This window comes from Arthrobacter caoxuetaonis (assembly GCF_023921125.1).
GTDB lineage: Bacteria > Actinomycetota > Actinomycetes > Actinomycetales > Micrococcaceae > Arthrobacter_B > Arthrobacter_B caoxuetaonis.
In genome coordinates this window covers 31,698-56,866 of sequence record NZ_CP099466.1, presented here as the reverse complement: position 1 = coordinate 56,866, position 25,169 = coordinate 31,698, and the positions used below count along the sequence as shown (strand labels likewise).

23 protein-coding genes and 1 pseudogene are annotated in these 25,169 nt (G+C 65.4%); 8 read left to right on the top strand and 16 right to left on the bottom strand.

Annotated features, from left to right (window positions below; genetic code table 11):
• Positions 1 to 56 precede the first annotated feature (56 nt).
• The 3 genes from NF551_RS00275 to NF551_RS00265 are packed head-to-tail and all read right to left on the bottom strand — an operon-like array spanning position 57 to position 5,725.
• On the bottom strand, positions 57 to 524 hold the full coding sequence (locus NF551_RS00275; RefSeq protein WP_227896476.1) for an SRPBCC family protein: 468 nt from the start codon (positions 522 to 524) through the stop codon (positions 57 to 59).
• Between the two features lie 58 nt (positions 525 to 582).
• Positions 583 to 3,060: a phosphoketolase family protein gene (locus tag NF551_RS00270; RefSeq protein ID WP_227896475.1), complete on the bottom strand. Its 2,478-nt coding sequence runs from the start codon at positions 3,058 to 3,060 to the stop codon at positions 583 to 585.
• 58 nt (positions 3,061 to 3,118) lie between these two features.
• Positions 3,119 to 5,725 (bottom strand): ATP-dependent DNA ligase, encoded by a 2,607-nt coding sequence (locus tag NF551_RS00265; protein ID WP_227896474.1) that lies wholly within the window; start codon positions 5,723 to 5,725, stop codon positions 3,119 to 3,121.
• A 132-nt stretch (positions 5,726 to 5,857) separates the two neighbouring features.
• Between NF551_RS00265 and NF551_RS00260 the strand changes: the two genes are divergently transcribed.
• From NF551_RS00260 to NF551_RS00250, 3 genes are all read left to right on the top strand, one after another.
• Entirely contained in the window at positions 5,858 to 7,339 is a 1,482-nt protein-coding gene (locus NF551_RS00260; protein ID WP_227896473.1) for an SDR family oxidoreductase, read from the top strand.
• 126 nt (positions 7,340 to 7,465) lie between these two features.
• A complete protein-coding gene (locus tag NF551_RS00255; RefSeq protein ID WP_227896472.1) occupies positions 7,466 to 9,730 on the top strand; it encodes an acyltransferase in 2,265 nt (754 codons plus the stop codon).
• 72 nt (positions 9,731 to 9,802) lie between these two features.
• Positions 9,803 to 11,035 (top strand): L,D-transpeptidase, encoded by a 1,233-nt coding sequence (locus tag NF551_RS00250; RefSeq protein ID WP_227896471.1) that lies wholly within the window; start codon positions 9,803 to 9,805, stop codon positions 11,033 to 11,035.
• Here NF551_RS00250 and NF551_RS00245 read toward each other — a convergent pair.
• The 3 genes from NF551_RS00245 to NF551_RS00235 all read right to left on the bottom strand — a co-directional run bounded on the left by NF551_RS00245 (position 11,032) and on the right by NF551_RS00235 (position 12,717).
• A complete protein-coding gene (locus NF551_RS00245) occupies positions 11,032 to 11,253 on the bottom strand; it encodes a PLD nuclease N-terminal domain-containing protein (protein WP_227896470.1) in 222 nt (73 codons plus the stop codon). The genes NF551_RS00250 and NF551_RS00245 overlap by 4 nt on opposite strands.
• Before the next feature lie 40 nt (positions 11,254 to 11,293).
• A complete protein-coding gene (locus NF551_RS00240) occupies positions 11,294 to 11,740 on the bottom strand; it encodes a hypothetical protein (protein WP_227896469.1) in 447 nt (148 codons plus the stop codon).
• Between the two features lie 140 nt (positions 11,741 to 11,880).
• Entirely contained in the window at positions 11,881 to 12,717 is an 837-nt protein-coding gene (locus NF551_RS00235; RefSeq protein ID WP_227896468.1) for an alpha/beta fold hydrolase, read from the bottom strand.
• Between the two features lie 94 nt (positions 12,718 to 12,811).
• Between NF551_RS00235 and NF551_RS00230 the strand changes: the two genes are divergently transcribed.
• Positions 12,812 to 13,381 carry a TetR/AcrR family transcriptional regulator gene (locus tag NF551_RS00230; protein ID WP_227896467.1) on the top strand — a complete coding sequence of 190 codons (570 nt, stop codon included), beginning with the start codon at positions 12,812 to 12,814 and terminating at the stop codon, positions 13,379 to 13,381.
• Positions 13,382 to 13,396: 15 nt separating this feature from the next.
• On the opposite strand, the gene NF551_RS00225 is transcribed toward NF551_RS00230, so the two are convergent.
• Complete coding sequence (locus NF551_RS00225; RefSeq protein ID WP_227896466.1) at positions 13,397 to 14,014, bottom strand: LysE/ArgO family amino acid transporter; 618 nt, start codon at positions 14,012 to 14,014, stop codon at positions 13,397 to 13,399.
• Between the two features lie 72 nt (positions 14,015 to 14,086).
• On the opposite strand from NF551_RS00225, the gene NF551_RS00220 reads away from it, so the two are divergent.
• A complete protein-coding gene (locus NF551_RS00220) occupies positions 14,087 to 14,971 on the top strand; it encodes a LysR family transcriptional regulator ArgP (RefSeq protein WP_227896465.1) in 885 nt (294 codons plus the stop codon).
• A 3-nt stretch (positions 14,972 to 14,974) separates the two neighbouring features.
• Here NF551_RS00220 and NF551_RS00215 read toward each other — a convergent pair whose 3' ends face one another.
• The 3 genes from NF551_RS00215 to NF551_RS00205 are packed head-to-tail and all read right to left on the bottom strand — an operon-like array spanning position 14,975 to position 17,412.
• Positions 14,975 to 15,484 (bottom strand): flavin reductase family protein, encoded by a 510-nt coding sequence (locus NF551_RS00215; protein WP_227896464.1) that lies wholly within the window; start codon positions 15,482 to 15,484, stop codon positions 14,975 to 14,977.
• A gap of 38 nt (positions 15,485 to 15,522) precedes the next feature.
• Positions 15,523 to 15,981: a redox-sensitive transcriptional activator SoxR gene (soxR, locus tag NF551_RS00210; RefSeq protein ID WP_227896463.1), complete on the bottom strand. Its 459-nt coding sequence runs from the start codon at positions 15,979 to 15,981 to the stop codon at positions 15,523 to 15,525.
• A 39-nt stretch (positions 15,982 to 16,020) separates the two neighbouring features.
• Complete coding sequence (locus tag NF551_RS00205) at positions 16,021 to 17,412, bottom strand: FAD-binding oxidoreductase (RefSeq protein ID WP_227896462.1); 1,392 nt, start codon at positions 17,410 to 17,412, stop codon at positions 16,021 to 16,023.
• A 167-nt stretch (positions 17,413 to 17,579) separates the two neighbouring features.
• Between NF551_RS00205 and ku the strand changes: the two genes are divergently transcribed.
• Both ku and NF551_RS00195 read left to right on the top strand, forming a co-directional pair.
• Positions 17,580 to 18,452 carry a non-homologous end joining protein Ku gene (gene ku, locus NF551_RS00200; RefSeq protein ID WP_227896461.1) on the top strand — a complete coding sequence of 291 codons (873 nt, stop codon included), beginning with the start codon at positions 17,580 to 17,582 and terminating at the stop codon, positions 18,450 to 18,452.
• Between the two features lie 3 nt (positions 18,453 to 18,455).
• Entirely contained in the window at positions 18,456 to 18,710 is a 255-nt protein-coding gene (locus tag NF551_RS00195) for a hypothetical protein (protein WP_227896460.1), read from the top strand.
• Positions 18,711 to 18,723: 13 nt separating this feature from the next.
• Here the strand turns inward: NF551_RS00195 and NF551_RS00190 are convergent, their stop codons facing one another.
• The 5 genes from NF551_RS00190 to NF551_RS00170 all read right to left on the bottom strand — a co-directional run bounded on the left by NF551_RS00190 (position 18,724) and on the right by NF551_RS00170 (position 22,820).
• Positions 18,724 to 18,963 (bottom strand): DUF2630 family protein, encoded by a 240-nt coding sequence (locus NF551_RS00190; RefSeq protein ID WP_227896459.1) that lies wholly within the window; start codon positions 18,961 to 18,963, stop codon positions 18,724 to 18,726.
• A 52-nt stretch (positions 18,964 to 19,015) separates the two neighbouring features.
• Complete coding sequence (locus NF551_RS00185; protein ID WP_227896458.1) at positions 19,016 to 19,702, bottom strand: glycosyltransferase family 2 protein; 687 nt, start codon at positions 19,700 to 19,702, stop codon at positions 19,016 to 19,018.
• Positions 19,699 to 21,045, bottom strand: coding sequence for a bifunctional PIG-L family deacetylase/class I SAM-dependent methyltransferase (locus tag NF551_RS00180; protein WP_227896457.1), 1,347 nt, complete (start codon positions 21,043 to 21,045; stop codon positions 19,699 to 19,701). The genes NF551_RS00185 and NF551_RS00180 overlap by 4 nt, the downstream gene beginning before the upstream one ends.
• The gene (locus NF551_RS00175) at positions 21,042 to 22,115 is read right to left on the bottom strand and encodes an acyl-CoA dehydrogenase family protein (protein WP_227896456.1); all 1,074 of its coding nucleotides are present in this window, start codon (positions 22,113 to 22,115) and stop codon (positions 21,042 to 21,044) included. Before NF551_RS00175 ends, NF551_RS00180 begins: the two co-directional genes overlap by 4 nt.
• A 207-nt stretch (positions 22,116 to 22,322) precedes the next feature.
• Positions 22,323 to 22,820 carry a DUF4383 domain-containing protein gene (locus NF551_RS00170; RefSeq protein WP_227896455.1) on the bottom strand — a complete coding sequence of 166 codons (498 nt, stop codon included), beginning with the start codon at positions 22,818 to 22,820 and terminating at the stop codon, positions 22,323 to 22,325.
• A 206-nt stretch (positions 22,821 to 23,026) separates the two neighbouring features.
• Here NF551_RS00170 and NF551_RS00165 point away from each other — a divergent pair, with 206 nt between their 5' ends.
• Positions 23,027 to 24,505 carry an FAD-dependent oxidoreductase gene (locus NF551_RS00165; RefSeq protein WP_227896454.1) on the top strand — a complete coding sequence of 493 codons (1,479 nt, stop codon included), beginning with the start codon at positions 23,027 to 23,029 and terminating at the stop codon, positions 24,503 to 24,505.
• Positions 24,506 to 24,716: 211 nt separating this feature from the next.
• Here NF551_RS00165 and NF551_RS00160 read toward each other — a convergent pair.
• Positions 24,717 to 25,160 (bottom strand): annotated as a pseudogene (locus NF551_RS00160) (SRPBCC family protein); the annotation flags it as partial.
• Positions 25,161 to 25,169: the final 9 nt, after the last annotated feature.

The following is a 25,169-nucleotide window of genomic DNA, read 5'->3' as shown; positions in this document are numbered from 1 at the left end:
CAGTTACGGCTCGTTTCACGCCTCATAAGAGCCGTAACTGGCCTCTCGGCGGGGGGTCAGGAGCCGGAAACCGCAGCCGCGAGCTTGTTCAGCGAGGCTTCCAGCTCTTCCTTGCTGACCATCGGGAAGGACACCTTTTTCAGGGTCTCCTTGTCCGTGACCTTGCTCCAGTCATAGGTCAGGGTCACTTCGGTGGAATCCGGCCCCATGGAAGCCAGCTCCCACATCCATTCCCAACCAGCGGGCTCCGTGCCCGCAACGGCAGTCTTCCAGGCCAGGAGCTTGTTGTGGTCGAAGCCTGTGACGTGGTTGTCCGTCTTGTACTCGCCCATCTTGGAGTTGTTCATGTTCATGGTGAACACATCGCCGACCTTGGCGATGCGGTCGGTCTTCTCATCCGAAACCACCATGCCCGAACCGTCCAGCTCGTGGTGCCGCTCAGGGTTGGAGAGCAGGTGGAAGATGTCCCCTGCCGGTGCGTCGATGACGCGGGATACGGAAATGGTCGACTGTTCGTTGGACATAGTGCTCCTTCGTGTAGACGGATCATGCCATCCCGGCGGGCGGTAGCCCGCGGGAAACCTAGTCTTGCGTTGAACGCTGGGCCTCTTCGAGCGTCCAGCCGCTGATGAACGGCGGGTCCTGCCCCTCGTCCCGGGTGTACTGGCGGCACCGCTGCCGCTCGTCCTGCAGCCACTGCCGGAAGCCGGCCTGGGTGGACCCCAGCGACGGTACGCGGTCCAGCACGTCGATGGCCAGCTGGAACCGGTCAATCTGGTTCAGCATTGCCATGTCAAACGGCGTGGTGGTGGTGCCCTCTTCCTTGTAGCCGCGCACGTGCAGGTTGGAATGGTTGGTGCGGCGGTACGTCAGGCGGTGAATCAGCCACGGATAGCCGTGATAGGCGAAAACCACGGGCCTGTCCTTCGTGAACAGGGTGTCGAAGTCCCGGTCGGAGAGCCCGTGCGGATGCTCGGTGGAATCCTGCAGCCGCATAAGGTCCACTACGTTCACCACGCGGATCCGCAGCTGCGGCAGCCGTTCCTTCAGCAGTGCGGCGGCAGCGATGGTTTCAAGGGTGGGCACATCCCCTGCACAGCCCATGACTACGTCGGGATCCGGCTTCACGCCGGGGGACTCATCTTCGCTGCCGGCGAAGTCCCAGACGCCGATACCGCGTTTGACGTGCAGCTTGGCCTCTTCCGGATCCAGCCACACGGGCGCCGGCTGCTTGCCGGAGACCACCACGTTCACCCGGTCCCGTGTCCCGAGGATGTGCTGCGTGACGGCCAGCAGCGTGTTGGCATCCGGCGGCAGGTACACCCGGATCACGTCGGCTTTCTTGTTCACCACGTGGTCGATGAACCCCGGATCCTGATGCGAGAACCCGTTGTGGTCCTGCTGCCAGACATGGCTGGAGAGCAGGTAGTTCAGTGACGCGATGGGCTGCCGCCAGGGCAGCTCCCTGCTGACCTTCAGCCACTTGGCGTGCTGGTTGAACATCGAATCGACAATGTGGACGAAGGCTTCGTAGCAGTTAAAAACGCCATGCCGGCCGGTGAGCAGATAGCCTTCCAGCCAGCCCTCGCAGAGGTGTTCGCTGAGCACCTCCACCACCCGGCCGCTGCGGGCCAGATGTTCGTCCACAGCCTCGATCCGCTGCTGCCACACCTTGTCCGTGACCCCGTAAACCTCCTGCAGCCGGTTGGAGGCGGTCTCATCCGGGCCAAAGATCCGGAAGTTCTCCGGGTTTAGCCGGATGATCTCTGCCAGGTACTTTCCGAGGTTCAGCATGGGGCTCACGCGTTCCCCGCCCGGCTCCTCAATCGCGACGGCGAAGTCCGCGTAGGCGGGCAGGCGCAGGTCCTGGAGCAGACGGCCGCCGTTCGCATACGGAGTGGCGCTCATGCGCAGGTTGCCGGCCGGGGCCAGGGCCGCGATTTCGCCGCGTAGGCGGCCGTCGCCGTCGAACAGTTCCTCCGGACGGTAGGACTGCAGCCAGTCCTGAAGCTGGGTGAGGTGTTCCGGGTTGTCGTGTACCTCGGACAGCGGCACCTGGTGCGCCCGCCAGGTGCCTTCCACGGGTTTGCCGTCCACTTCCCGCGGACCGGTCCAGCCCTTGGGGGAACGGAGAACGATCATGGGCCAGCGCGGGGCGTGGGGGTCGACGTCGCCGGCAACCGGAGCGTCGGCCGGAACGGCCTGCTTCTCGCCGGACCGGTACGGCTCCTGGATCGCGTGGATCTCTGACAGGCAGGTGCGCAGCGCCGCGGCGAAGTCCTCATGCGCGGTCATTATGGCGTCCGGGTCCGTCACGGTCACGAAGTGCGGGCGGTAACCGTAGCCTTCGAGCAGCTTCACCAGCTGGGATTCGGGCATCCGGGAGAGCACGGTGGGGTTCGCGATTTTGTAGCCGTTCAGGTGCAGGATCGGCAGGACCGCTCCGTCCGCGGCTGGGTCCAGGAAGCTGTTGGAATGCCAGGAAGCGGCCAGCGGCCCGGTCTCGGCCTCGCCGTCGCCAATGACCGTGGCCGCCACCAGGTCCGGGTTGTCGAAGACGGCGCCATAGGCGTGCGCCAGCGAGTAGCCCAGCTCGCCGCCCTCATGGATGGACCCGGGCGTTTCCGGCGCCGCATGGCTGGGCACACCACCGGGATAGGAGAACTGCTTGAACAGCGTATGCAGCCCGTCCTCGTCCTCGCCGACGTGGCTGTAGATCTCCGAGTAGGTCCCTTCCAGCCAGGCGTTCGCAACATTGGCCGGGCCGCCGTGGCCCGGGCCGGTAATGAACAGGAACTGCTGGCCGGTCTCATTGATCAGCCGGTTCAGGTGCGCGTAGATGAAGTTCAGGCCGGGGGTGGTTCCCCAGTGTCCCAGCAGGCGGGCCTTCACATCGCCCGGTTCAAGCGGCCGGCGCAGCAACGGATTGTCCCGCAGGTAGATTTGGCCGGCGGAGAGGTAGTTGGCCGCCCGCCACCACGCATCCACCGCCTGCAGCTGGTCCTGGGGCGGCAGTGCCGTTCCGGGCAGTCGATCTTCAGGGGTTCGGGTATCGGTCATTGCTGCGTTCCTCCCGGTTGGGGGTGGTGGACGTTCTTGGCTGTCCCAGGCGGTTGCCCTAGGACGGTGCGGGAATTTCCGGTACGACGTCGGAGGGCCGTTTGTCCGGCCGCAGCCCGCGCCACACCGGGTGCCGGAGCTTGCCGGTGCCCGTCCGCTCCGCGTAGGTCACCTCACCCACCAGGACCGGGCGGACCCAGTGCGCGTCGGAGGCGTCGGCCCGGGGCACGTCGTCCAGCGGAGCGGTCTTGCGGGAGAGTTTCTTCAGCCGGGAGCCCACCAGGGCGAGGTCCTTCTCGCTCAGCCCGGAGCCGACCCGGCCGATGTACTGCAGCTCGGTTCCGTCCGGCACTGCCACCAGCAGGGACCCGACTTTGTTGGCCCGGTTGCCCTGGCCCGGCCGCCAGCCCACTATGACTACTTCCTGGCTGAACTGGTTCTTCAGCTTGATCCAGCTGCGCGAACGGATGCCGGCTGAGTAGTCCGCTGAACGGCGCTTGGCCATGACGCCCTCAAGCCCCAGTTCCTTGCTGGCCTCGACGGCGTCCTCCATGCCCAGGTCCAGGGCGGGCGGAACCTGGATATGCCCGCCGTCGTCGCTGGATTCCACGGCCTGTTCCAGGATTTCGCGGCGCTGTTCCCAGCTGAGCTCCAGCAGGGAGTTCCCGTCCAGCCAGAGCAGGTCGAAGATCATGAACTGCACCGGAGTCTTGGCTGCCGCGGCTTCCGCGTCGCGGGCGCGGGTCAGGTGCATGCGCGGCTGGAGCAGGCCGAAGTCCGGGCGTCCTGCCTTGTTCAGTGCCACGATCTCCCCGTCCAGCACCGCCCGCCCACCGTTCAGCGAGCGGCCGAGTTCCTGCAGTTCGGGGTACGCCACGGTCATGTCGTTGCCGTTGCGGCTGATCAGCCGGGTGCCCTCCGGGGTCACTTCGGCGATCGCCCGCACACCGTCCCATTTCATCTCGAACGCCCAGTCGGCGTCGTCGTTGATATCCGCCTTGGAACCCAGCGTGGCGAGCATGGGTTTCAGGGACGGCATGCCGGAGTCCTTGATGTCCTGCCTGACCGCCGAAGCGTCCGGAAGCGGCAGCGGGTCCGGCCGGGCTTTGGCCGCGGTCTTCACTGCCTCTGCAGGGTTCGGAGTGGACGTGGCGCGTTTCGTGGACGGGGTCCGCTTGGCCGCAGACTCCGAGCCCCCTCCTGTCTCCGGAGCTTCCGCCGGGCGCTGGTCCTTCATCAGGTGCAGGAGCCAATTGTTCTTGCCGTCCTCGCCGCCGGTATGGATGAAGGCAAATCGCCGGTCCGCCGCACCGTCCCGGGCCAGGCCGCCGTCGGGCTGGCCGTGCACGGTGACAATGACTTCCTTGTCCGGGCGCCATTTTTCCGTGTCATAGGTGCCGTGGTCCCAGATCGTCACTTCACCGGCACCGTATTCACCCTTGGGAATGGTACCTGAGAAGCCGCCGTAATCCAGCGGATGGTCCTCTGTCTGCACCGCCAGGTGGTTTCTGTTCGGCGTAGTGGGCGGGCCTTTGGGAACTGCCCAGGAGACCAGGACGCCGTCGCGCTCCAGCCGGAAGTCCCAGTGCAGCCGCCTGGCGTGGTGCTCCTGGATGACGAAGCTGTTGCCGTCGCCCTCCACGGCCTTGGGCGCTTCTTCCGGAACGGGCTCCGGTGTCTTTGCGGCATCGCGCATGCTGCGGTACTTGTGGAGCCTGTCCGGTGCCGTCGACGCGTCAAGGTCGCCGGCATCCGCCTGTCCGGAGTGCATTCCGGCCAGCGGATCCCCCAGGGTGTCCACCCGCTCCAGGACCTGCTCATAGTCCAGCTGCGCCAGGTCGGGGTCCTCCAGTTCCGCCCAGGTCCGCGGCGCGGCGACCGTCGGGCGGAACCGTCCGCGCAGCGAGTACGGGCAAATGGTGGTCTTGTTGGCGTTGTTCTGGCTCCAATCCACCAGCACCTTGCCCTTGCGCAGCGTCTTCTTCATGTCGCTCACCACCAGGTCCGGGTGGTCAGCTTCCAGCGCCCGCGCCAATTCATGCGCGACGGCGCTCACCTCATCCGACGTCTGCTTTTGATCCAGGGCAGCGTAAAGGTGGATGCCCTTGGAACCGCTGGTGACCGGGCGGGCGTCGAGCCCCATGTCGGTGAGGATGCCCCGGGCCAGGCGGGCTACCTCGGCGCACTGCGCCAGCGAGGCGCCTTCCCCGGGATCCAGGTCCAGGACCAGCCGGTCCGGATTCTGCTTTCCTCCCCGCGGCCCGAACTGCCACTGCGGGACGTGGATTTCCAGGGCAGCCAGCTGGGCCAGCCAGGTCAGCGTGGCCAGGTCATTGACCAGCGGATAGACGTTCGTGCTCTCCTTGTGCTCAATGGCGTTGCGCTTCACCCAACTGGGCGCGGAGTCGTCGATGTTCTTCTGGAAGAAGACCTGCCCGGGCTTCTGCGGAGTTCCGACGCCGTTGACCCAGCGCTTGCGGGTGGCGGGCCGGTTGCGGGCGTACGGAATCAGGGTGTCCGCAATGGCGGCATAGTAGGACAGCACATCCGCTTTGGTGGTACCGGTTTCGGGGTAGAGCACCTTGTCCAGCGAGGTCAGGCGCAGGCGGTGTCCGTCCACGTTGACTGTTTCCCGCTGCTTCGGGGCCGTTCCCGTAGTTGCCATGCCCCCTAGTCTTACCGGGATTAGCAGCCGATTTCCAGTAGCCATCAGCATGCTTACAAAATGTTGCGGGGCTTTTGGGACGGGTTCGCGCAGGGACCTCCGGCACGCAGGCATCGTGTGTATGTTGGGGAAATGACTGACACGCAGCGGGTCCTGGTCACTGGAGCAACCGGCTACATCGGCGGGCGGCTGGTGCCGCTGCTCCTCGCGGACGGGCACGACGTGCGGGTGCTGGTCCGCTCACCCGACAAGCTGAACGATGTCCCGTGGCACGACGACGTCGAGATCGTCCAGGGCGACCTGTCGGATGCGGACTCCGTCAACTCCGCGTTCCAAGACATCGACACGGTGTATTTCCTGGTCCATTCCATGGCCTCGGGCAAAGGGTTCGCCGCGCAGGAAGAGAACATCGCCACCATCGTGGCCCAAGCCGCTGAGACCGCCGGCGTCAAGCGGATCGTGTACCTGGGCGGCCTGCATCCCTCCGAGGGCGAGCTCTCACCCCACATGGCGTCAAGGACCGCCGTCGGCGAGATCCTGCTCAGAGGGGCCGTTCCCGCAGTGGTGTTCCAGGCCGGGGTGGTGATCGGTTCCGGCTCGGCGTCGTTCGAAATGATCCGGCACCTGACCGAGACCCTGCCCGTCATGCCCGCGCCGAGCTGGGTGCGCCGGAAAATCGAGCCGATCGCCGTACGGGACGTCCTGCACTACCTGACCCGCGCCGTCGACCTGCCCGAAAACCTGAACCGCACCTTCGACCTCGGCTCCGGCGACGTCCTGGAGTACGCCGACATCATGAACGGCTATGCGGAGGTGGCAGGACTGCCCCGGCGGCGGATTTATGCCCTGCCCATCCCGGCACCCAAGCTGGCCGGCCTGTGGGTGGCACTGGTAACGCCCATCCCGCTCTCCATGTCCCGGCCCCTGGTTGAATCCCTCCAGCACGATGCCGTGGCGAAGGAACGGGACATCAACGGCTACATCCCGGAACCGCAGAACGGACTGACGAACTACCACGACGCCGTCACCCGGGCGCTGGGCAGAGAGGCACGCAACGAGGTGGAGACCACGTGGGCCAGCGCCTCCAGCGCGGCCGATCTCGCGTCGGAGCCCCTTCCGTCAGACCCCGACTGGGCCGGCCAGACGGTCTACGTGGACCAGCGCCGTCGCCGCTCCGATGTTGACTCCAGCCACGTATGGAAAGTGATCGAAGGCATCGGCGGCAACAACGGCTGGTACTCCCTTCCGATGGCCTGGGCCATCCGCGGCGTCCTGGACAAAACCGTGGGCGGTGCCGGGCTGAGCCGCGGAAGGCGGAACCCGGCCACACTCTTTACCGGCGACGTCGTGGACTGGTGGCGGGTGGAGTTCCTCGAACGCGGGACGCTGCTGCGGCTGCGGGCGGAAATGCGGGTCCCCGGCAAAGCCTGGCTGGAGCTTCGGGTGGATCCCGACGGCGGCGGAAGCGTCTACAGCCAGCGCGCCATCTACTTTCCGCGGGGGCTTTTGGGACGGCTGTACTGGTGGCTGATCTATCCCTTCCACGGGTTGATCTTCCCGTCCATGGCGAAGAACATTACCCGCCAGGCGGCCAGGCTGGCGGAACTGGGGTAATGCTTCACCCAGGCCCTTTGTCAAGGTTTGATTCCAGTTTTCCCTGCTCCGCGCGGGGATTGGCTGCGCAGCCGGTCAGCGGGCTAGATTCGTTCCAATCCCGCTCCCCTGCCGAAAGCGTCCAACGTGTCCCTGCCACCGTCCACCCGTGCACAGGCGCGGCAGCAACGGTCGGCCCCTGCCTTCCGGTATGACATCGAGGGCCTGCGCGCCGTCGCGGTGGCTGCCGTGCTCGGAAACCACCTGTATGCGTGGCCGGCAGGCGGCTATGCCGGCGTGGACGTCTTCTTTGTCATTTCGGGTTTCCTCATCACCACCATCCTGGTGCGCGACATTACCTCTCCGGAGAGGCTCTCCCTCGGCGATTTCTACCGCCGCCGGATCCGCAGGCTGGTTCCCGCCGCGGTGGCCGTCCTCGCAACCACTGTCACGGCCGCCTTCGTGGTGTTTGGGCCCGGACGCGCGGCGGCGATCCTCGAAGACGCCGTATGGTCCTTCTTCTTCCTGGGCAACTGGCGCTTTGCGGCGTCCGGGACGGACTATCTGAACGCCGGAGCGGCAGTTTCCCCGCTGCAGCATTTCTGGTCCCTCGGCGTTGAGGAACAGTTCTACCTTGCCTGGCCCTGGCTGCTGATGTCAGGCATCGCCCTGGCCGCGGTGCTGCGCTGCACCGACCGCGGAATGCGTGTGCTGCTGCTCGCCCTGATCGCCGGTTTCTGCGCGCTCACCTTCGTCTTTGCCCTGTGGGAAACCGTGCACCGGCCCACGACGGCGTATTTCTCCACCCTCAGCAGGGCCTGGGAACTCGGTGCCGGAGCCATGCTGGCGGTCGCGGCACCGTGGCTTGTCCGCCTGCCGGGTCTCTTCCGGGCAGTTGCCGGATGGATTGGACTGTGCGGCCTCGCCCTGTCCTTCGCTGTCCTGTCGTCGCAAAGCACTTTCCCCGGACCCTGGGCACTGCTTCCCGTAGCCTCCACCGTCCTGCTCATCGCGGCCGGAACGGGTGTCCCGGGGCACGGCTACAACCGGATCATGTGGCCCCTGACGAATCCTGCCAGCCGCTACGTTGGACGCATTTCCTATTCCCTCTACCTCTGGCATTTCCCGGTCATCGTCTTCTTCACCGCCCTCTTTCCGGAATCCCCTGCCCTGCCCGCCCTCCTGGTGTCGCTGCTGCTGGCCAGTCTCTCCTTCCACTTCCTAGAGGATCCCGTCCGGCACTCGCGCTGGCTGATGCCCCGGTACACCGCGCGTGAACGGGGCCGGCGCTACTTCCAGCCGGCCACGGCACCGCGTCCGGCCCGGCTGGCCGCCATGGCCGCCGCAACGGGCCTGCTGGCATCGGGTCTGGCGGCGGTCGCCATCGATACTGCCCTGCAGGACAGCCTGCCGCCGGCAGCGGCAGAAACACTGCAGCGGCCCGTACCGATTCCGGCGCCGTCCAGCGTGGAGTCCCCCGTTCCCGCGGAGACTCCCGGCGAAACCGTCCCCGCACCCCAGGATCCCCTGACGGCCCACACCGCGGCCCTGCGCGCAGCCCTTCAGAGCCCGGAATGGCCGGCCCTCTCACCGGATCCTGCATCCTTCACCGAGGGCGGGCGCAACGCGAAACCGGTTGAGTGGATCCAGGACGGCTGCCTTGGCAGCAATGAGGCCAGGAACCCGGATCCCGTCGCCAACACGGCGCACTGCGTCTACGGGGACCCCGGCGCATCCCGGGACCTTGTCCTGTACGGGGACTCGGTGGCGATGGCCTATCTTCCCGCGCTGAGGGCTGTCCTTGACCCCGGACAATGGCGGATCCACGTCTACACCGCTGCGGGCTGCACTCCGGCCGAGGTTGCCCAAACGCGGATCGGCGGCGCCCCCTATCCCGAGTGCCCGGTCTTCCGGGACTGGGCAGTCCAGAGAATCGGCGAGCTGAGCCCGGAGGTGCTGCTCATGGCATCGTTCCGCTACGAGCCGGCGCTCTCCAGCGGCGCCACCGGGAAAGCCGCCGACGCCGAGTGGGAGAGCGGAACGCAGCGAATCCATGAGCGGCTGGCGTCAAAGGCGCAACGGACCCTGGTCCTGGGGGCACCGCCGGAAGCAAAGGATCCGGCACAGTGCGCCACCAGGTTCAGCAGCCCGAAGGACTGCGAGCAGGCCCTTCCGGAAGGACACGGTGACCGGGCGGCGCTCGAAGCCCGCGCCGCCACGGCCGGAAACCCCGACGTTCGGTGGATAGACACCACCGCGTGGTTCTGCGTTGACGGACGCTGCCCCTCCTTCGTGGGCAGCACACCGCTCTACGCCGATGCCTACCATCTGTCCGCTGCCGGTGCTGTGTCCCTGGGACCGCTGGTGGCCCACGCACTGTCCGGGGAAACGGCCGGCGAGGTCCGGGGATGACGCAGCCATGCCGCCGAACAGTCTCGCTCACGTAGTATGACTTCAGCCAAACAGAACCAAGGGGATTGAACATTGCAGGAAAAGAGCAGCCGTAAGCGGTGGATCCTGGCCGCTGCGGCCGGGGTCCTGGTCATCGGCGGCGCCGCCGGCGTGGCAGCTGCCACCGGCGCGTTCGACGGCGGAACCACCGCGCAGGCACCTGGGTCCGCTCCGTCGCCCAGTAAGCCGGCCGAACCTGCCATCCCGGTTGAATTCACCGCCGAACCCGCAGATGCCGCAGTCGAGGTCAATCCGGTAACGGTCCCCACCTTGAAGGTCCAGCACGGCACCATCGAATCCGTGAGCCTTGCCCCGGAAGCCGGCGGTGAGGACGTTCCCGGCGAATTCGCCGGGAACCGGACAGAATGGGCAGCATCAGAGCCCCTGGCTTTCAACACCCGGTACACCTTCACGTTCACGCTGGCGGATTCCAACGGCGAGACGAAGACTTCATCGCAGGCCTTTCACACCGTCACCCCGCCGAATGAAGCCAACGCCTTTATGGGTCCGCTGGACCAGTCCGTCGTCGGCGTCGGGCATCCGATCGAGATCAATTTCAGTGAACCTGTGCTGAATAAGGAAGCCGTCGAAGCTGCCATCACGGTCACCAGCACCAGCGGGCAGGTTGGCGCCTTCTATTGGATTTCGGATAACAAGGCACGCTACCGGCCGGAAACATTCTGGGAACCAAACTCCACCGTGACCGTGGACATGAAGCTGTTCGGTGTCGATTTCGGAAACTCGATGATCGGCAACTTCAACGAAAAGCGGACCTTCCAGGTCCATAACAGCCGCGTTGCCGTCGTGGATAACCTGACCAAGACCATGCAGGTCTTTATTGACGGGCAGCTCACCCGTTCGTTCCCCGTAACCCTGGGCGACTCGGAATGGCCTTCCCCCAGCGGCTACCAGGTGGTCATGTCCCAGCATTCGACGCTGCCGTTCCGGGCCGAGAGCATTGGGCTGAAGCCGGGAGACCCCGCCTACTACGAACCGTTCGACGCATCCTGGGCAAGCCGCCTGACCAACAGCGGCGTCTTTGTCCATCAGGCGCTGCCCGGGGCCATGGGCGCACTCGGCGTCATCAACGTCTCCCACGGCTGCATCGGCATGTCACCTGAAGGGGCGAAGTACTTCTACGACACCTTCGAACCGGGGGACCTGGTGCAGGTATTGAACACCGGCGTTGGCCCCGCAGCCATGTGGGACGGCTACGGGGACTGGAATGTTCCGTGGACGGAATATTCCACGCAGGCGAAGAGCTAGTTCCGGCGGCGCCCGAACACGAAGTAGGCGATCGGGCCAATAAAGTTCACGGCACAGGCTGCGCTCCAGGCAGCTTTGGGACCGTTGATTTCACTGCCCGGACGGCGCCAGATGTCCACGAGCGCGGCGCCTGCCAGCAGGAACTGGATGCTCGAGAGGATCCCGAGACCCTTTTTCTGGTCGGACGTCAGGTCCTGGAAAGACTTTTTCCCGCTCATTGATTCTCCTCGCTTGGCTTGCCATGCCCGGCTTGGGCCTTCAGCGGCCCATCCGCATCCGGAAAGCCTGCATCTGTTCGATGACGACCTGGACGATGGCGGTTATTACCCCCAGCATAATCAGGTTCGGTGCCGCATAGCGGAGCCTCATGGTCCACGGTTCGTTCATATACCCGCTGTAGTTCATCTGCGGCTCTGCCGGTTCCGGCGGGATGATGAGGTCCGCGAACAGCCCAAAGAGGCCCAGCACCACCAGTCCGCCCGCGAGGCCCCAGGCCGCGAGACGGTATTTGCGCTGGCGCCGCTCAAGTTCCACCCAGACTTGCGGAGGAGCGCTGGTGGGGTGCGATACTGCCGGGACGTCACTGATCTCCACAACTTGGGGAGCCTCGGCGGTAAACCGCTGGATGCCTGTCCCGCCGTCCCCGCCTCCACGCTGGAAGGCGGCGTCATAACGCGGATCGAAGTCGCTCTGCCTGCTGGTCATGGGCAGTGTCCCCTTAGCTTGTCCGGGGGGAAGCCGGCGGCCGCGTCCTGGCCGCCGGACCTGCCGCTTTCCCCGGCCCTCCCCCATTGATGGAGCACACTGTAGTCCATCCCTGCGGCAGTCGGGCCGGGGACTTGGGACTACTGCGCCAGGAACTTCAGCAGTGCATCGTTGACATCGTCTGCGTGAGTCCACAGAAGGCCGTGGGGCGCTCCCTCAATCTCGATGTACTCGGCCGAAGGCAGTGCCTTGGCGAAACGCCGCCCCGTTGCGTCAATAGGCAGGATATTGTCCGCTGTGCCGTGGACGATCAGGGCGGGAACGTCGATCTTGGGAATGTCCTGGCGGAAGTCGGTCAGCCAGGTGGGCTGTGCCGCAATTGAGGCGACGGGACTGGCGCTGGCGGCCAGGTTCCACCCGGCGTCCATGACCTCCTGGCTAAGCCGCGAAGTGCCCAGCAGTTCATCGGCGTTGTAGAAGTTCTTGAAGAACTCGGTAAAGAAGGCATACCGGTCCGCAGTGACGGCCTCCAGCTGCCCGTCGAAGACCTCCTGCGGGACACCTTCCGGATTGTCGTCCGTCTTCAGCAGATACGGTTCCAGCGAGCCCAGGAACACGGCCTTGGCGACGCGGCCGGAACCGTACGTACCGAGGTAGCGGCCGACTTCCCCGGTACCCATGGAGAAGCCGACCAGTACGGCGTCCTGGAGGTCCAGGGTGTTGAGCACGGAGTTGAGGTCCGCTGCGAAGGTGTCATAGTCGTAGCCTGTGGCCGGCTTCCCTGATCGGCCGAAACCGCGGCGGTCGTACGTGATCACCCGGTAGCCCGCCGCCAGCAGTGCAGCGGTCTGCTTCTCCCAGGAGGACCCGTCCAGCGGGTAGCCGTGGATGAGGACAACCGGCTGCCCGGAGCCGTGGTCCTCGTAATAGAGGTCTATCGAGGTGCTGTTTTCCGTACCAACACTGATGCGTCCCATTCTTGTTCCTCCTCGTGAAGCGGTGAGAATCATCATTCTCCATTCGGTGACCACTCTAGGGAACGATCGTTCTCAGAGAAGTACAATGGAGTCTATGAACTTAGCGGACGAACGTGGACACGTGATCGACGTCGCGGACCGCCTTTTTTATGAGCGCGGCGTCCAGGCTGTCGGCATGGCTGAACTTCGGCGCGAGGTTGGCCTCCCGCTGAAGAAGCTCTATGCCCTGTTCCCGTCCAAGCAGGCCATACTATTCGCCGTGCTGGACCGGCGCCATACCACCTGGACTACCGGGTTGCAGGCCAGGATCGAAGAAGCAGCGGAACCGCGGCAGAAGCTGCTGGCCGTCTACGACTACCTTGCCGGCTGGTTCGCGGAGGAATCTTTCCGCGGCTGCGCCTTCATCAACACCTTTGGCGAACTGGGAAGCCAGTCCCCCGACGTGGCACAGCGTACGCGGGCCCATAAGGAGTCTTTCCAGCGCGTAATGGACGAACTGGTTGCGGCAGCCGGCGGGGCTCCGGGGCTCGGCCCCCAGCTGGCCCTGCTCGCCGAGGGAGCACAGACGACGGCGGCGATTTGCGGATCCGCAGAACCGGCCCACCAGGCACGCCGGGCCGCGGAAATCCTGATTGACGCACAGGTACGGGCGGGCTCCGCCTAAGCAGGCCTTCTGCGCCTACACAGGGGTCCGGAGAAGACTGAAGGCAAGTACGGCCATGAAGACGGCGATCCCCAGGTCGAGCACCCGCCATGCCCTGGGCCGGGCGAACACCGGCGCCAGGAGCCGGGCCCCAAAACCCAGGGCGGTAAACCACACGGCACTGGCTGTCACGGCGCCGGCAGCAAAGATCCAGCGGCCGTCCGCTCCGTGGGTGGCTGCAAGCGAACCGAGCAGGACCACCGTGTCCAGGTACACGTGCGGATTGAGCCATGTGAGGCTCAGGCACGTGAGGACAGCCGCCGCCATCGATCCGCTCCCTGATCCAGCTGCATGCAGCGCTGAAGGCCGGATAGCCCGCCGAAGGGACAGTCCTGCGTAAACCAGGAGAAATGCTGCTCCCGCCCAGCGCAGCACCTCCACCAGGAAGGGGGCAGATTCGGTCAGCCTGCCGATGCCTGCTGTTCCGGCGAGGATCAGGACGGCGTCGCTGAGGATGCAGACAGCGAGCACTGCAGGCAGATGTTCGCGCCGGATTCCCTGCCGAAGGACAAAGGCGTTCTGCGCGCCAATGGCGACAATCAGTGCCAGTCCACTGCCGAAGCCGGTGAGCAGGGAAACGAGATCGGGGGTCATGCTCCCTACGTTAGGGGGCCGCGAACGTGCTTCCTAGCTAATTATTTTCACGGAACATTAGTATTTCTAAACATGGACTTCAATGCGGACCAGCTGCGCGCCCTGAGCGCTGTCATTGACCACGGCGGATTCGACGCCGCTGCCGCCGCACTGCACCTCACCCCGTCCGCCGTCAGCCAGCGGGTGAAGGCACTTGAGGTGCGGGCCGGCTGTATCCTGGTCCGCCGTACCCGTCCGGTGGCGGCCACGGAGCCCGGCGCCGTCCTGCTGCGTTTGGCGCGGCAAATCGCCGCCCTGGAGAGCGACGCCGTCGAACGGCTGGGACTGGCGGAGCAGGGACGGCCACCCAGTGTGCAGCTGGTGGTCAATGCCGACTCGCTGGCGACCTGGGTGCTTCCGGCCTTGGCGGGACTGCCGGACGTGAGCCTGGAGTTCACGCTGGAGGACCAGGACCATTCGGCGGAGAGCCTGCGGAACGGGACTGCCATGGGAGCCGTGACCTCAAGCCCGGCGGCCGTACAGGGCTGCTCCGCCACACCGCTCGGGGTCATGCGGTACCGGCCGATGGCCAGCGCTGCGTTCTGCCGCCGCTGGTTTCCCCAAGGGTGGACGGCCCAGGCAGCCGCCCTGGCACCCATGATCGTCTTCAACCGCAAGGACGCGCTCCAGGAAAGATTCCTGGAGGAGAGATTCGGGTCCGGGGTCATGCCGCCGCGCCACTACGTTCCTGCGTCCTCAGACTTCCTGCAGGCGGTGCGGCTGGGGTTGGGCTGGGGCATGCTTCCGGACCTCCAGAGCGACCCGTTGGTGGAAAACGGCTCCCTGGTACTTCTCGATCCAGGACAGGTCCTGGATGTTCCCCTCTTCTGGCAGCAGTGGCGAGTGGAGATTCCGGCACTCGAGCGCGTGGCGGAAGCGCTGGCACGGGCCGCAGGGCGGGACCTCCGCCAGAGCTAACAGCTAGAGGGCCGAGTGGTCACCCAAATGGTGGAAGGTGCGGTCATGGTAAACCAGGGGTGCTGCGGGCGGGCCGGTCACGATCTCCTCCACGCCGGCGGCTAACAGGATTGAACTTCCGGCCTGCATCCGTGACATGACGCGGCACACCAAAGCACGGGGCACGCCGTGCAGCAGCGGTTCTCCCCCGGGAAGACGAGTCCAGGCACGGTCCGGACCGAACCTCTCGGAGCCGGCAGACGCGAAAACAGCTGCCAGCTCTGCGTTGTCGGCACCGAGCAGATGCACCACCACGGTTTCCGCAGCCCCGATGACGCCGGCTGATCCCTGCGCCGAGGCCAGGGAGAAGGCCACGATCGGCGGAACGGCGGATACCGAACTCACGGAAGATGCCGTCAGTCCGACGGGACCTTCCGACCCCTCGGCGGTAATAATGGCGACTCCGGCGGGATGGCCGCGGAAGGCGTCTTTGAAGTCATCAACGAGGGGATGGGTTACTGCCGTTGAAGTCATGCCTCAACGTTAGAACCTCAACAATAGTTGAGGTCAAATCAGAGACCCGGTTCCAGCATCCGCGCTCCCGGTGCCTGCAGCCCCGAAGCATCCTCCGGATTCACGAAACCGCATTCGGCCAGGGACAGGCAGCCGCAGCCAATACATCCTCCGAGCCGGTCACGCAGTGCCTCCAGCTGCCGGATCCGGTCATCGAGTTCGGTCCGCCAGACGGCGCTCATGCGCCGCCAGTCATCCTGGTCGGGCACACCGTCGTCGGGAAGCTCGGCGAAAACCGCGGCGATATGGGAGAGCGGGATTCCCGCCCGCTGGGCGGCCCGGATCACCGCGACCCGGCGCAGCACCGAGCGGTCGAAACGACGCTGGTTTCCGCCGGTCCGGCGGCTGCGGATCAGGCCCTGGCGTTCATAGAAGTGCAGGGCGGAGACGGCGACGCCGCTTCGCTCAGCGACCTGTCCCACTGTGAGTTCATCACGTACCCGGGATTGAGAGTCCATACCGTGATTCCTGCCTCTCCCCGCCGGACCGGCCGAAAATTAGCCGGATGCCGTCTCCATTAAACCAACCGGCGGAACGGCGTGGCCGTAGCGGAAGAGGTTCTGCGGGTCCCAGGCGGCTTTGGCATCCCGGAGCCGGGAGTACATCTCCGGTTCCCAGGCCCGGGCACGGTCGGTCTCGTCCCCCGCCGGGCCGTGGAAGTTGATCAGACTGCCGGCTGCCCAGGGCTCCAGCGCTAGAGCCAGCCTTGTCAGTGCAGCCTGGACGGGATCGCCGTCGGACTGGCCCGCGACGCCGAGGATAAAGAGATGGAAGGCGGCAGTGCGTCCCGACACGGCATCCGGGAATGCGGGGGCTTCGCCCAGCGCCCCGCCAAGAAGGCGCAGTTCGGCCATGACCAGTGGTGTCCCGGAACCCGGGCCAATCTGCTGCAGCAGTTCGCCGGCCGCTTCGTCGCTGAGCTCCGTCAGCAGCACTCCCCGTTCCATGCCGGGAGCGGGATCCGTGGGGTCGCCGTGTACTGCATCGACGTCCCGGTAGTCCATGGGGCCGGCGGTGTCCCGCAGGGTCTGCACTTCCCGCATGGGCCCCAGGAGCGTATCAGCGTCCCGTGCTTCCCCAAAGAACGCGAAGCGCAGGATGACCGGGGCCGTACCCCGCACCTCTTCCGGAAGGAACGGAAGGTCGGGAAGGTGCATGAATGCCAGCGACACTGAAGCCTCCCGCGGCAGCGTCGGTGCCCACTGCCGGAAAAGTTCCAGCACCCGGGCAGAGGAATCTTCCGCATAAACGAGTTGCCCGCCGTAGAAATCCCCCAGCGGAACCACTCCCAGTGTCATGGATGTGACAATTCCAAAATTTCCCTTGCCCCCTCGCAGCACGGTAAAGAGCTCCGGCTCAGTCTCCGGATCGATTCGGCGATGCCGGCCTTCGGGGGTGACCAGATCGAAACTCCGGACATGGTCCGATGCGAAGCCGAGCGTCCGGCCCATCAAAGGCAGCCCGCCTCCGAGGGTGTAGCCCACCACGCCCACGCTGGAACTGGAGCCGTGCGCCGCTGTCAGGCCCAGCGGCAGCAGCTTCTCCAGCACCGCGGACCAGCGAACGCCCGCCCCAACCGTGACGGCCCCGGCTTCCTGATCCACGGCAACCTCCTGGAGCCGCGACGCGTTGACCAGCAGTCCTTCGTCCATGGGCGCAGCGGCGTTATGTCCTGTTGCCTGGACGGCCACCGGAATGCTGCGTTCGGCCGCCCATCCGACTGCCCGGGCGACGTCGCCGGCATCGAGCGCTCCCAGTGTGGCATCCGGCCGGTGCACCTGCGAGAGGTTATAGGCCGCAGTGTCCTCGGCGTAGGCGGCTTCGCCCGGCAGGCCGATAATCCCGCTGACCAATCCGCGCAGCGTCTCTAGGTCTTGTTCCTGGATCATGGGGTTTCTCCCGGATTGGCTGTTCCTTATGGGTCAGCTACCGCCCCGAGCGCCGGATAACTGCTCATAGGCTAAAGGCGGATCACCGCAGCGCCAAGGACCCTCGGGAAATCGGCCGCGGTGCCGAAGTCTGGAAACTCTCAGCCTGCTTGGTGTTCACTGGGTACATGAGAGCGATCTGGAAGGGTGCCATAGCGTTCGGGCTGGTCAACGTGCCGGTGAAGGTGTATTCCGCCACCGAGGACCACGACGTCAGCCTGCATCAGGTACACGAAAAGGACGGCGGGCGGATCCGCTACCAGCGGCGCTGCGAAATTTGCGGCGAAGTCGTCGAGTACAAGAACATTGCCAAGGCTTACGACGACGGCGAGCAGACAGTTGTGCTCACGGATGAGGACCTGGCATCACTGCCGGTGGAGAAAAGCCGTGAAATCGACGTCGTGGAGTTTGTTCCGAGCGATCAGGTGGACCCCATCCTCTTCGACCGGACCTACTACCTGGAGCCGGACTCCAAATCCACAAAGTCCTACGTGCTCCTGCGCCGGACCCTCGAAGAGACGGACCGGACAGCCATCGTGCAGTTCTCCCTGCGGCAAAAGAGCCGGTTGGGTGCACTGCGGGTCCGCGGCGACGTCCTGACACTGCAGACCCTGCTCTGGGAAGACGAGGTCCGCGAGGCTGCCTTCCCCTCCCTGGAGGAAAGCGTCCGCATTTCGGCCAAGGAGCTGGAGATGTCCTCCGCGCTGGTCGATTCGTTCAGCTCCGACTTCGACCCGTCGGGATTCACCGACGAATACCAGGAACAGCTGCGGACCCTCATTGAGGCCAAGCTGGAAAAGGGCGAAGCGCTGGACACGCAGGAAACCTTCGGCGAAGAGGCGGAGGAGGAGGGCGGAAAGGTCCTGGACCTGATGGAGGCACTTCGCCGCAGCGTCGAGAAGAACCGTGGCAAGAAGAGCGGAACCGCCACGAAGAAGGAACCAGACGAGAAAAAACCGGCGGCGAAATCCTCCAGCCGGAAAACCAAGAAAGGCGCGTAAGGGATGAGCTTTACGAGTTATTTCCGTGACCGTCGCGGCAAGCAGACCGTTTTCCAGCGCCCCAACCTTCCGCTCCTCGCCTGGGCAGGTTTCGGGGCGGCCTCTTCGATGGCGCTCACGCCCCGCTACCGGACGTTGCTTCACCGGGCCAGCCAGGGATCGATGATGTGGTGGGCCGCCGGTGAGACGTTCCGCGGCCGCAGCCCCTTCCGCCGGACGATTGGCGCCGCCACGCTGATGCGTTCGCTGAGGCGGTGAAGGGAGGAGGCTACTACTGCCGGTAGCCTTCGACTTCGCTGACAGGCCGGACTGATGCTTCGTCCGGGTTCACGCCGGCATCAATGCGGGCCCGGCGCTGCCGGAGCAGGTCCCAGCACTGGTCGAGCTGCTCGCCTACCCGTCGCAGCTGCTGAGCGTGCTGATCCGGATCCTGGTTGGGCCCCGCCTCCCGCAGGGCCTGCTCCTGGTCCACCAGTTCCTGGATGCGTGACTGAATCTGCTCGGTATCCATGGGCCCACGGTACTCAGCGAGGCGCACCGGCACCACACCCGCACGCCGGTTTTCATCCGGGCAGCTGACGGAGGAAGCCCGAGAAACCGCCGGGTGCCCGGCCTTGGGAACGGCCCGATGTGACTGCACGGTTCCAGTCCGTTGCAACCCACGGCACGCCGGCGGCTTTCATCCGGTTGGCCAGGTCCACGTCTTCGTGCTCCGCGGCCGGCGAAAAACCACCTGCCGCCGCGTAGGCCCGGTCAGAAAAACCAAGATTCGCCCCGTGAACGTGCGGATGCCCCTCGGCCAGTTCATGACGGGCGTGCCACAGGGCCAGGTGCCGCGGAGTGAGGTCGGCGGCGTCGGGCACGACTGTCCCCAGCACCAGCCCGTAGCCGGCAGCGGCGAACTGCAGCTGGGTGTGCAGCCAGTTGCGCGGAACTACTGTGTCCGCATCTGTGTTGCCGATCCACTGGGCACCGGCGTCCAGAAGTGCCTCGACCCCGGCGGCCCGTGCCCCTCCAACGTTCCCGGTACCGGTTTCCAGCAGGTGGAGCTGAAGTCCCAGTTCATACGCCGCCCGGTGTGCGGCGTCAGCGGTGCCGTCGGTGCAGGAATCCACCACGACGGCGACACTCACGGCGCCGGTCACCCCGGCTTCCGGCGAGCAGGCCGCCGCTACCGAGGCCAGCGTCCGCGGCAGCAGTTCTTCCTCATTCCGTGCAGGAATGACAACGCCGGTCCGTCGCAGGGTCAAAGCAGGCCCTCACGGCGGGCGGGCGATACTGCCGGCCGATGCACCAGGACGTCGATCCGAAAGTCTTCCTCGATGTGCTCGGCCTGGATGTCGAGGCCGCTGCCGTCCCGGAACGCCTCATGGATGTCGTCACCGCCGAGCGGCCAGTCGGCCATGGGGTGCCGCCAGTGGCAGAGCAGCAGCACACCGTCTTCCGCGAGCGTTCCGGCAGCCTGCGACACAACTTCGCGAAGCTGGGACGGGGACATGAAATAGCCAACTTCGGAGATGACCAAAAGATCGAATTCTCCTGCGGGCCAGTCACCGGGAATGCTGCCCCGGACCAGGCGGACCCCCGGCTCGGCAGCCAGCCGCTCCCCGGCCAGGTCCAGCGCCCGCTGTGAGACGTCCATGGCGATTACTGAGTCAGCACGCCGGGCCAGTTCCGCTGTCAGCACCCCGATGGAGCACCCGGGTTCGAAGACCCGTCCAAAGCGTTCCCGGGGCAGCATGGCGAGCGTCAGGGCGCGTTTACGGTGTTCGTAGAAGCTTCCCTCGAAGTTCCATGGATCGGAGGAGCGGGCGTACAGCTCCTCGAAGACCCTGCTCTGGGATTTGGGAACCGTGACGGCGAAGCTTTCGAACGGACGCTCGAAATGTGCCAGGACTTCCGGTGCGAGCAGTGCCTCGTCCCCGGGCAGGCCGGAGAGCGGATTCACCTGGCTGGAATGGGCGGCCATGGCATCGCGTTTTGCCGCGGCAGCGTCCTGCCCCAGCGGAAACACACGCAGTTCAGCCGGCACATCGGTGGGCGTCCCCCAGTGCCAAAGCCAGATGGGGTACTCCAGGAGCGGTATGCGTGCCTTTGCGGCGAATGCAGCTGCCGCCTGGCCGGCAGTGTCGTGGTCTGTGTGCCCGTCGCCCCGCCACGGTGCGGCAAGCCACAGATCATCACTGTCTTCCCCGACCACTTCCGCCAGGATCCGGTCCAGCTCCGTCCGGTGTGCGGACAGTCCGCCGTCCGGCAAAGGGAGCAGATGGACCCGCGCTGCGGGCGCAAGCCGGGAGACGGCGTCGTGCAGCTCCTTGTTCCGGAGCGCAGCCAGCGCCTGAGGTGAGTACGTTTTTGAGTTTGGATGCGATCCTTCCCCGGCGGTTGCCACCACCACATCGACTGCGGTCCCCGCAGCTGCCAGGGATGCAATCAGCCCGCCGGCTCCCAGGGTTTCGTCATCCGGGTGCGCGGCAAGCACCACCAGCCGGGACGGCACGCCGGGAAGGTCACCGGACAGCGGTTGGACGTCCCGCAGCACCTCCAGCCAGGCGGGCTCGCTGCGGGTTTGGTCCAAGTGCGTAAAACTCACCAAGGATCTGCTCCTCCAGCCAGCACGGCACTGCCCAGCGAAGCGTCGTCGCGCTCGGCGTGGTGCTGGCGTATGTACACATGCAGGTCGGCTACCCGCCGGGCATGTTCCTCTTCCGTCGCCAGCGGCCCCGGCCCCATGCCATGGGCAGCCGCGACGAGCACCCGTTCCGCTGCCCCGGCGACAACGCTCCTGACTCGGGCCGCCAAAACGGCGCCGGCAGGGCCGTCTGCCCGGCCGGCATCAACCTCAAGCGCAGCCGAGGCCAACGCCGTGCGGGCCGCGAACAGGGCGGTGTCCACCTGCCCCATCAGCATCGACGCAATCTGGTCCGGCGTACGTTCACGGCTCGCCTGCAGCAGACGGCGTGCAACGCCTACGGCTCCGCCGTACCAGACGGCAGCCACCCCCATGCCGCCCCAGGCGAAGCCGCTGCGCTGCAAGTACCAGTTGTCTGCCCCGACGGGAACGCCGGGAACGTTCGAGAAATCGACCGGCGCGCTGTCCACGGCGGCCAGCCCCCGGCTAATCCAGGGCCCCTGGCAGGCCACTACGCCGGGGTCCCGAAGGTCGACGGCGAACGCCCGGCGGGTTTCTGCGCCGGTACGGGCGGTCACCACCGCATAATCCAACTGGTCGGCCAGGGAGCACCACGGCTTGCGGCCGGTGATTGTCCACTCACCGTCCTGCTGCTCTGCTTCGAGGCCCATCCCGCTCGCTTCTGCCGCGAAGACGCCCCATGACCCGGCGTCGAAAGATATGCCCTTAGCAGCATATTCATCATGCTCGGGGTGGGCGGTGGACTCGGACAGGATGGCGCGAGCATCGAGATGAGGCTCGACCACCCGTGCTGCCGTCAGATCGGCGGCGCCCAGGGTGGCGAGCAGCTCCCACAGATACCGCGTTGACCCATGGCCCGGCAGCGGAGCTTCCACGGCCGCTGATTTTAGGATCGAGAGCGCCGACACGGCCGAACCGTTGATGCCCCCTGCCAGGCTCGCCAGATCGGCGAGGGCAGCATCGGTTGAGGGCTCCCGGAACGCGGATGCCAGCCGGACTGCGCCCGTCATCGGCGGATGCCGGCGGACAGTGTCCTGGCGGAGGGTCGGCCATCATCGATGTGTTGCAGGTGCACGGCAGCACTCCCTTCATAAGGATGCTGTCTAAATTACAGCCTGCGCGCCGAGTACGGGAATCTGCCGTCATACTCGCTTTCTCGAGTGACACGCTTCGGACATGCGAAAGGCACGGCGGCATGCCGTGCCTTCCTGGAACCCTCAGTTTGGAATACTGCCTTCACCAGGGGATCCCCGGCTGCCGCTGCTTCCGCGCGCCCGTTCAGGGCCGAGCACAAAACCGAGAATGATCATGACGACTGCCAGCCCCAGATGCAGCCAGTTGTCAGCCCAGTTGAACGGGACGAAATTACCTGCTCCATTCAGGGGCACAATCAATCCGTAAATGAACAGAAGCAGGTACAGGACACCGGCACCAATCAGGTATGTCCGGGCTGACGAGTGGGTTCTGGCCATCCACAGGCCAATGAATCCGAGCAGCATGTGAACGACATTATGGAGTACGGAGACTTGGAAGAGGCCTAAAAGTGCGGCCTCTGATGTATACCCGGCAAAGTAAAGCGCGCCGTAGTTCGTGGTGATTCCGGGGATGAAACCGAGTACACCAATAGCCAGGAAAATCACGCCAAAGACAATCGCGGCTATCTGGGTGCTGGTTCTGTGGGAAGACAGTCCCCGGCTGCTGCTTGCGTAAGACATGGCCAACTCCTTAGCTCCGGCGAAGAGTCGTGGACTCCGGCCATACGGAGGCCCGTAAACCTACGCCTTAAACTGTGGCACAGCGGCTTGCCCTTGGGAAGTAGGCTTACTATCCAGTGTTAACGTGTACGCGAAAGTGCTCAACAGACCTTGACGAACGGTCTCACGGCCTGTGGGCTGGAGCCCGGTCCACAGGAAGGAACGCCATGCAATCGCTCTGGCTGGATACTGCTCCCGCAATCACCTCTGACACCTTCGTCCCGGGAAACAGCTATGACACGGTTGTCGTAGGTGCGGGACTCACCGGGCTTACCACTGCCCTCCTCCTTGCCCGGCAGGGACAGCGCGTTGCCGTACTCGAAGCACGGAAAACCGGCGCTGTCACGACTGGAAACACCACAGCGAAAATCAGCCTCCTGCAGGGCACTGTCATCTCCTCGGTTGCCAGGCACCACAACACCGGAACAGCCGCCGCGTACGTCGACGCCAACCGCCGCGGACAGGAGTGGCTGCTGCGGTTCTGCACCGAGGCAGGTGTGCACTACGAGGTCCGGGACGCCTGGACCTACGCCGTCACCGAAGCGGGCGCGTCCTCGCTGGCCGAGGAGCGTGACGCCTGCCTTGCGGCCGGACTTCCGGTGCAGAGCATGACCGAAACCGAGCTGCCGTTCGCCGTCAGGGCTGCCCTGAAGCTCCCCGGCCAGGCGCAGTTCCACCCTTTGGAGGCACTGGCAGCCCTGGCACGTGAAATTCGTCAGCACACCGGGGTCATCGTTGAGGGCGTTAGGGTCACCGAAGTCCATCACACGCCTGAGGGGAAGGTCCGCGTGGACACTGCGGACGGATCCATCGAGGCCGGCACCGTAGTCCTTGCCACCGGAATACCGATCCTGGACCGCGGAGGTTACTTCGCCGTCGTCAAGCCGCTTCGTTCCTACGCAGCTGCTTTTCCCGTGACGGGTGAGGTTCCCACCGGCATGTACCTGTCCGTAGACCAGCCGGCGCGCTCACTCCGAACGGCCAGTGTGGACGGCACACAATATCTGGTCTCCGGCGGCAACGGCCATCCTGTGGGCCGTGCTTCCCATACGCGTGACCGCGTCACCGACCTGTTCCGCTGGACGCAGGAGCACTTCAATGTCGCAGAGGCCCGCTATGACTGGTCTGCCCAGGATTACGGACCGGCGTCGGCAGTACCGTACGTGGGGGAACTGCCCCTGCTCGGCAAGAACATCTATGCAGCCACCGGATTCAACAAGTGGGGCATGACCAACGCTGTGGCGGCTGCGTTGTCGCTGGCGGCAAAGATCCTCGGGGAACCCGATCCGTCCCAGGACCTGTACAAGGCGAAGATCAGCGTGCCCGACGCCATGTCCACTGTGAAGGACAACGCCGAGGTAGGCCTCCAGATGATCAGCGGCTGGGCCGGCGGACTCGCCCGCACGGCTGATTCTGTCCCGTCCGAAGGTCTCGGCGTCGTGGTCAGGGAGGGCGGTACGCCGGTGGCAGTCTGCACCGTCAACGGTGTCACGACCCGGCGCTCAGCCATCTGCCCGCACCTCCACGGCATCCTGAACTGGAACGACGCCGAGGCCTCCTGGGACTGCCCGCTGCACGGCTCCCGCTTCACAGCCACGGGCGAGGTGTTGGAAGGACCCGCGGTCCGGGGACTGGATCCGGCGTAAGCGGGCGCGCACGGCCGTGTCCAGGACACAAAAAGCCCGGTGTCCCTCCTCTAGACGGGAGGGGCACCGGGCTTTATGTCCGGATCGGACAGGGATGCGGCTAAACGCCGCTCGCCCTGGGGCCGCCCGACTCCGGATCATCGAGTGAGGGGTCGGCCGTTGGGGCGGCCTTCAGGCCCCCGGCGCCCGTGGCCGCTGTTGGGGCAGCGTCCACATTTCCGCGCCAGGAGCCTGTTTCAGATCCCCTTGACTCGATGAATTCCTTAAACCTTGCGAGGTCTCCCTTGACCCGGTGGTCATCGGCACCCACAGCAGCACCGATCTTTTCAGCAAACGTCTCGGGATCCCAATCCAGCTGAACAGTGACACGGGTCTCGGCGTCACCAAGGCGATGGAATGTCACGACGCCGGCGTGTGACTTTCCGTCGATGCTCTTCCAGGCAACACGCTCATCCGGGTGCTGTTCCGTGACCTTCGTGTCGAACGTCCGCTCGACGCCCCCGATCTTGGTGGTCCAGCGGGATTCCATGTCCGTGATCTGGGTGACGGACTCCACACCCTTCATGAAGTGCGGGAAAGACTCAAACTGCGTCCACTGGTTGTAGGCCGTGGTCACAGGTACAGCAACGTCAATGGATTCTTCTACGGTGTGCATAGTGTCCCT

What these genes read in the sequence shown, in the direction of transcription:
- NF551_RS00275 (WP_227896476.1), bottom strand. Translation starts at nt 524, where the DNA reads ATGTCCAACGAACAGTCGACCATTTCCGTATCCCGCGTCATCGACGCA.
- NF551_RS00270 (WP_227896475.1), bottom strand. Translation starts at nt 3,060, where the DNA reads ATGACCGATACCCGAACCCCTGAAGATCGACTGCCCGGAACGGCACTG.
- NF551_RS00265 (WP_227896474.1), bottom strand. Translation starts at nt 5,725, where the DNA reads ATGGCAACTACGGGAACGGCCCCGAAGCAGCGGGAAACAGTCAACGTG.
- NF551_RS00260 (WP_227896473.1), top strand. Translation starts at nt 5,858, where the DNA reads ATGACTGACACGCAGCGGGTCCTGGTCACTGGAGCAACCGGCTACATC.
- NF551_RS00245 (WP_227896470.1), bottom strand. Translation starts at nt 11,253, where the DNA reads ATGAGCGGGAAAAAGTCTTTCCAGGACCTGACGTCCGACCAGAAAAAG.
- NF551_RS00240 (WP_227896469.1), bottom strand. Translation starts at nt 11,740, where the DNA reads ATGACCAGCAGGCAGAGCGACTTCGATCCGCGTTATGACGCCGCCTTC.
- NF551_RS00235 (WP_227896468.1), bottom strand. Translation starts at nt 12,717, where the DNA reads ATGGGACGCATCAGTGTTGGTACGGAAAACAGCACCTCGATAGACCTC.
- NF551_RS00230 (WP_227896467.1), top strand. Translation starts at nt 12,812, where the DNA reads ATGAACTTAGCGGACGAACGTGGACACGTGATCGACGTCGCGGACCGC.
- NF551_RS00225 (WP_227896466.1), bottom strand. Translation starts at nt 14,014, where the DNA reads ATGACCCCCGATCTCGTTTCCCTGCTCACCGGCTTCGGCAGTGGACTG.
- NF551_RS00220 (WP_227896465.1), top strand. Translation starts at nt 14,087, where the DNA reads ATGGACTTCAATGCGGACCAGCTGCGCGCCCTGAGCGCTGTCATTGAC.
- NF551_RS00215 (WP_227896464.1), bottom strand. Translation starts at nt 15,484, where the DNA reads ATGACTTCAACGGCAGTAACCCATCCCCTCGTTGATGACTTCAAAGAC.
- soxR (WP_227896463.1), bottom strand. Translation starts at nt 15,981, where the DNA reads ATGGACTCTCAATCCCGGGTACGTGATGAACTCACAGTGGGACAGGTC.
- NF551_RS00205 (WP_227896462.1), bottom strand. Translation starts at nt 17,412, where the DNA reads ATGATCCAGGAACAAGACCTAGAGACGCTGCGCGGATTGGTCAGCGGG.
- ku (WP_227896461.1), top strand. Translation starts at nt 17,580, where the DNA reads ATGAGAGCGATCTGGAAGGGTGCCATAGCGTTCGGGCTGGTCAACGTG.
- NF551_RS00195 (WP_227896460.1), top strand. Translation starts at nt 18,456, where the DNA reads ATGAGCTTTACGAGTTATTTCCGTGACCGTCGCGGCAAGCAGACCGTT.
- NF551_RS00190 (WP_227896459.1), bottom strand. Translation starts at nt 18,963, where the DNA reads ATGGATACCGAGCAGATTCAGTCACGCATCCAGGAACTGGTGGACCAG.
- NF551_RS00175 (WP_227896456.1), bottom strand. Translation starts at nt 22,115, where the DNA reads ATGACGGGCGCAGTCCGGCTGGCATCCGCGTTCCGGGAGCCCTCAACC.
- NF551_RS00170 (WP_227896455.1), bottom strand. Translation starts at nt 22,820, where the DNA reads ATGTCTTACGCAAGCAGCAGCCGGGGACTGTCTTCCCACAGAACCAGC.
- NF551_RS00165 (WP_227896454.1), top strand. Translation starts at nt 23,027, where the DNA reads ATGCAATCGCTCTGGCTGGATACTGCTCCCGCAATCACCTCTGACACC.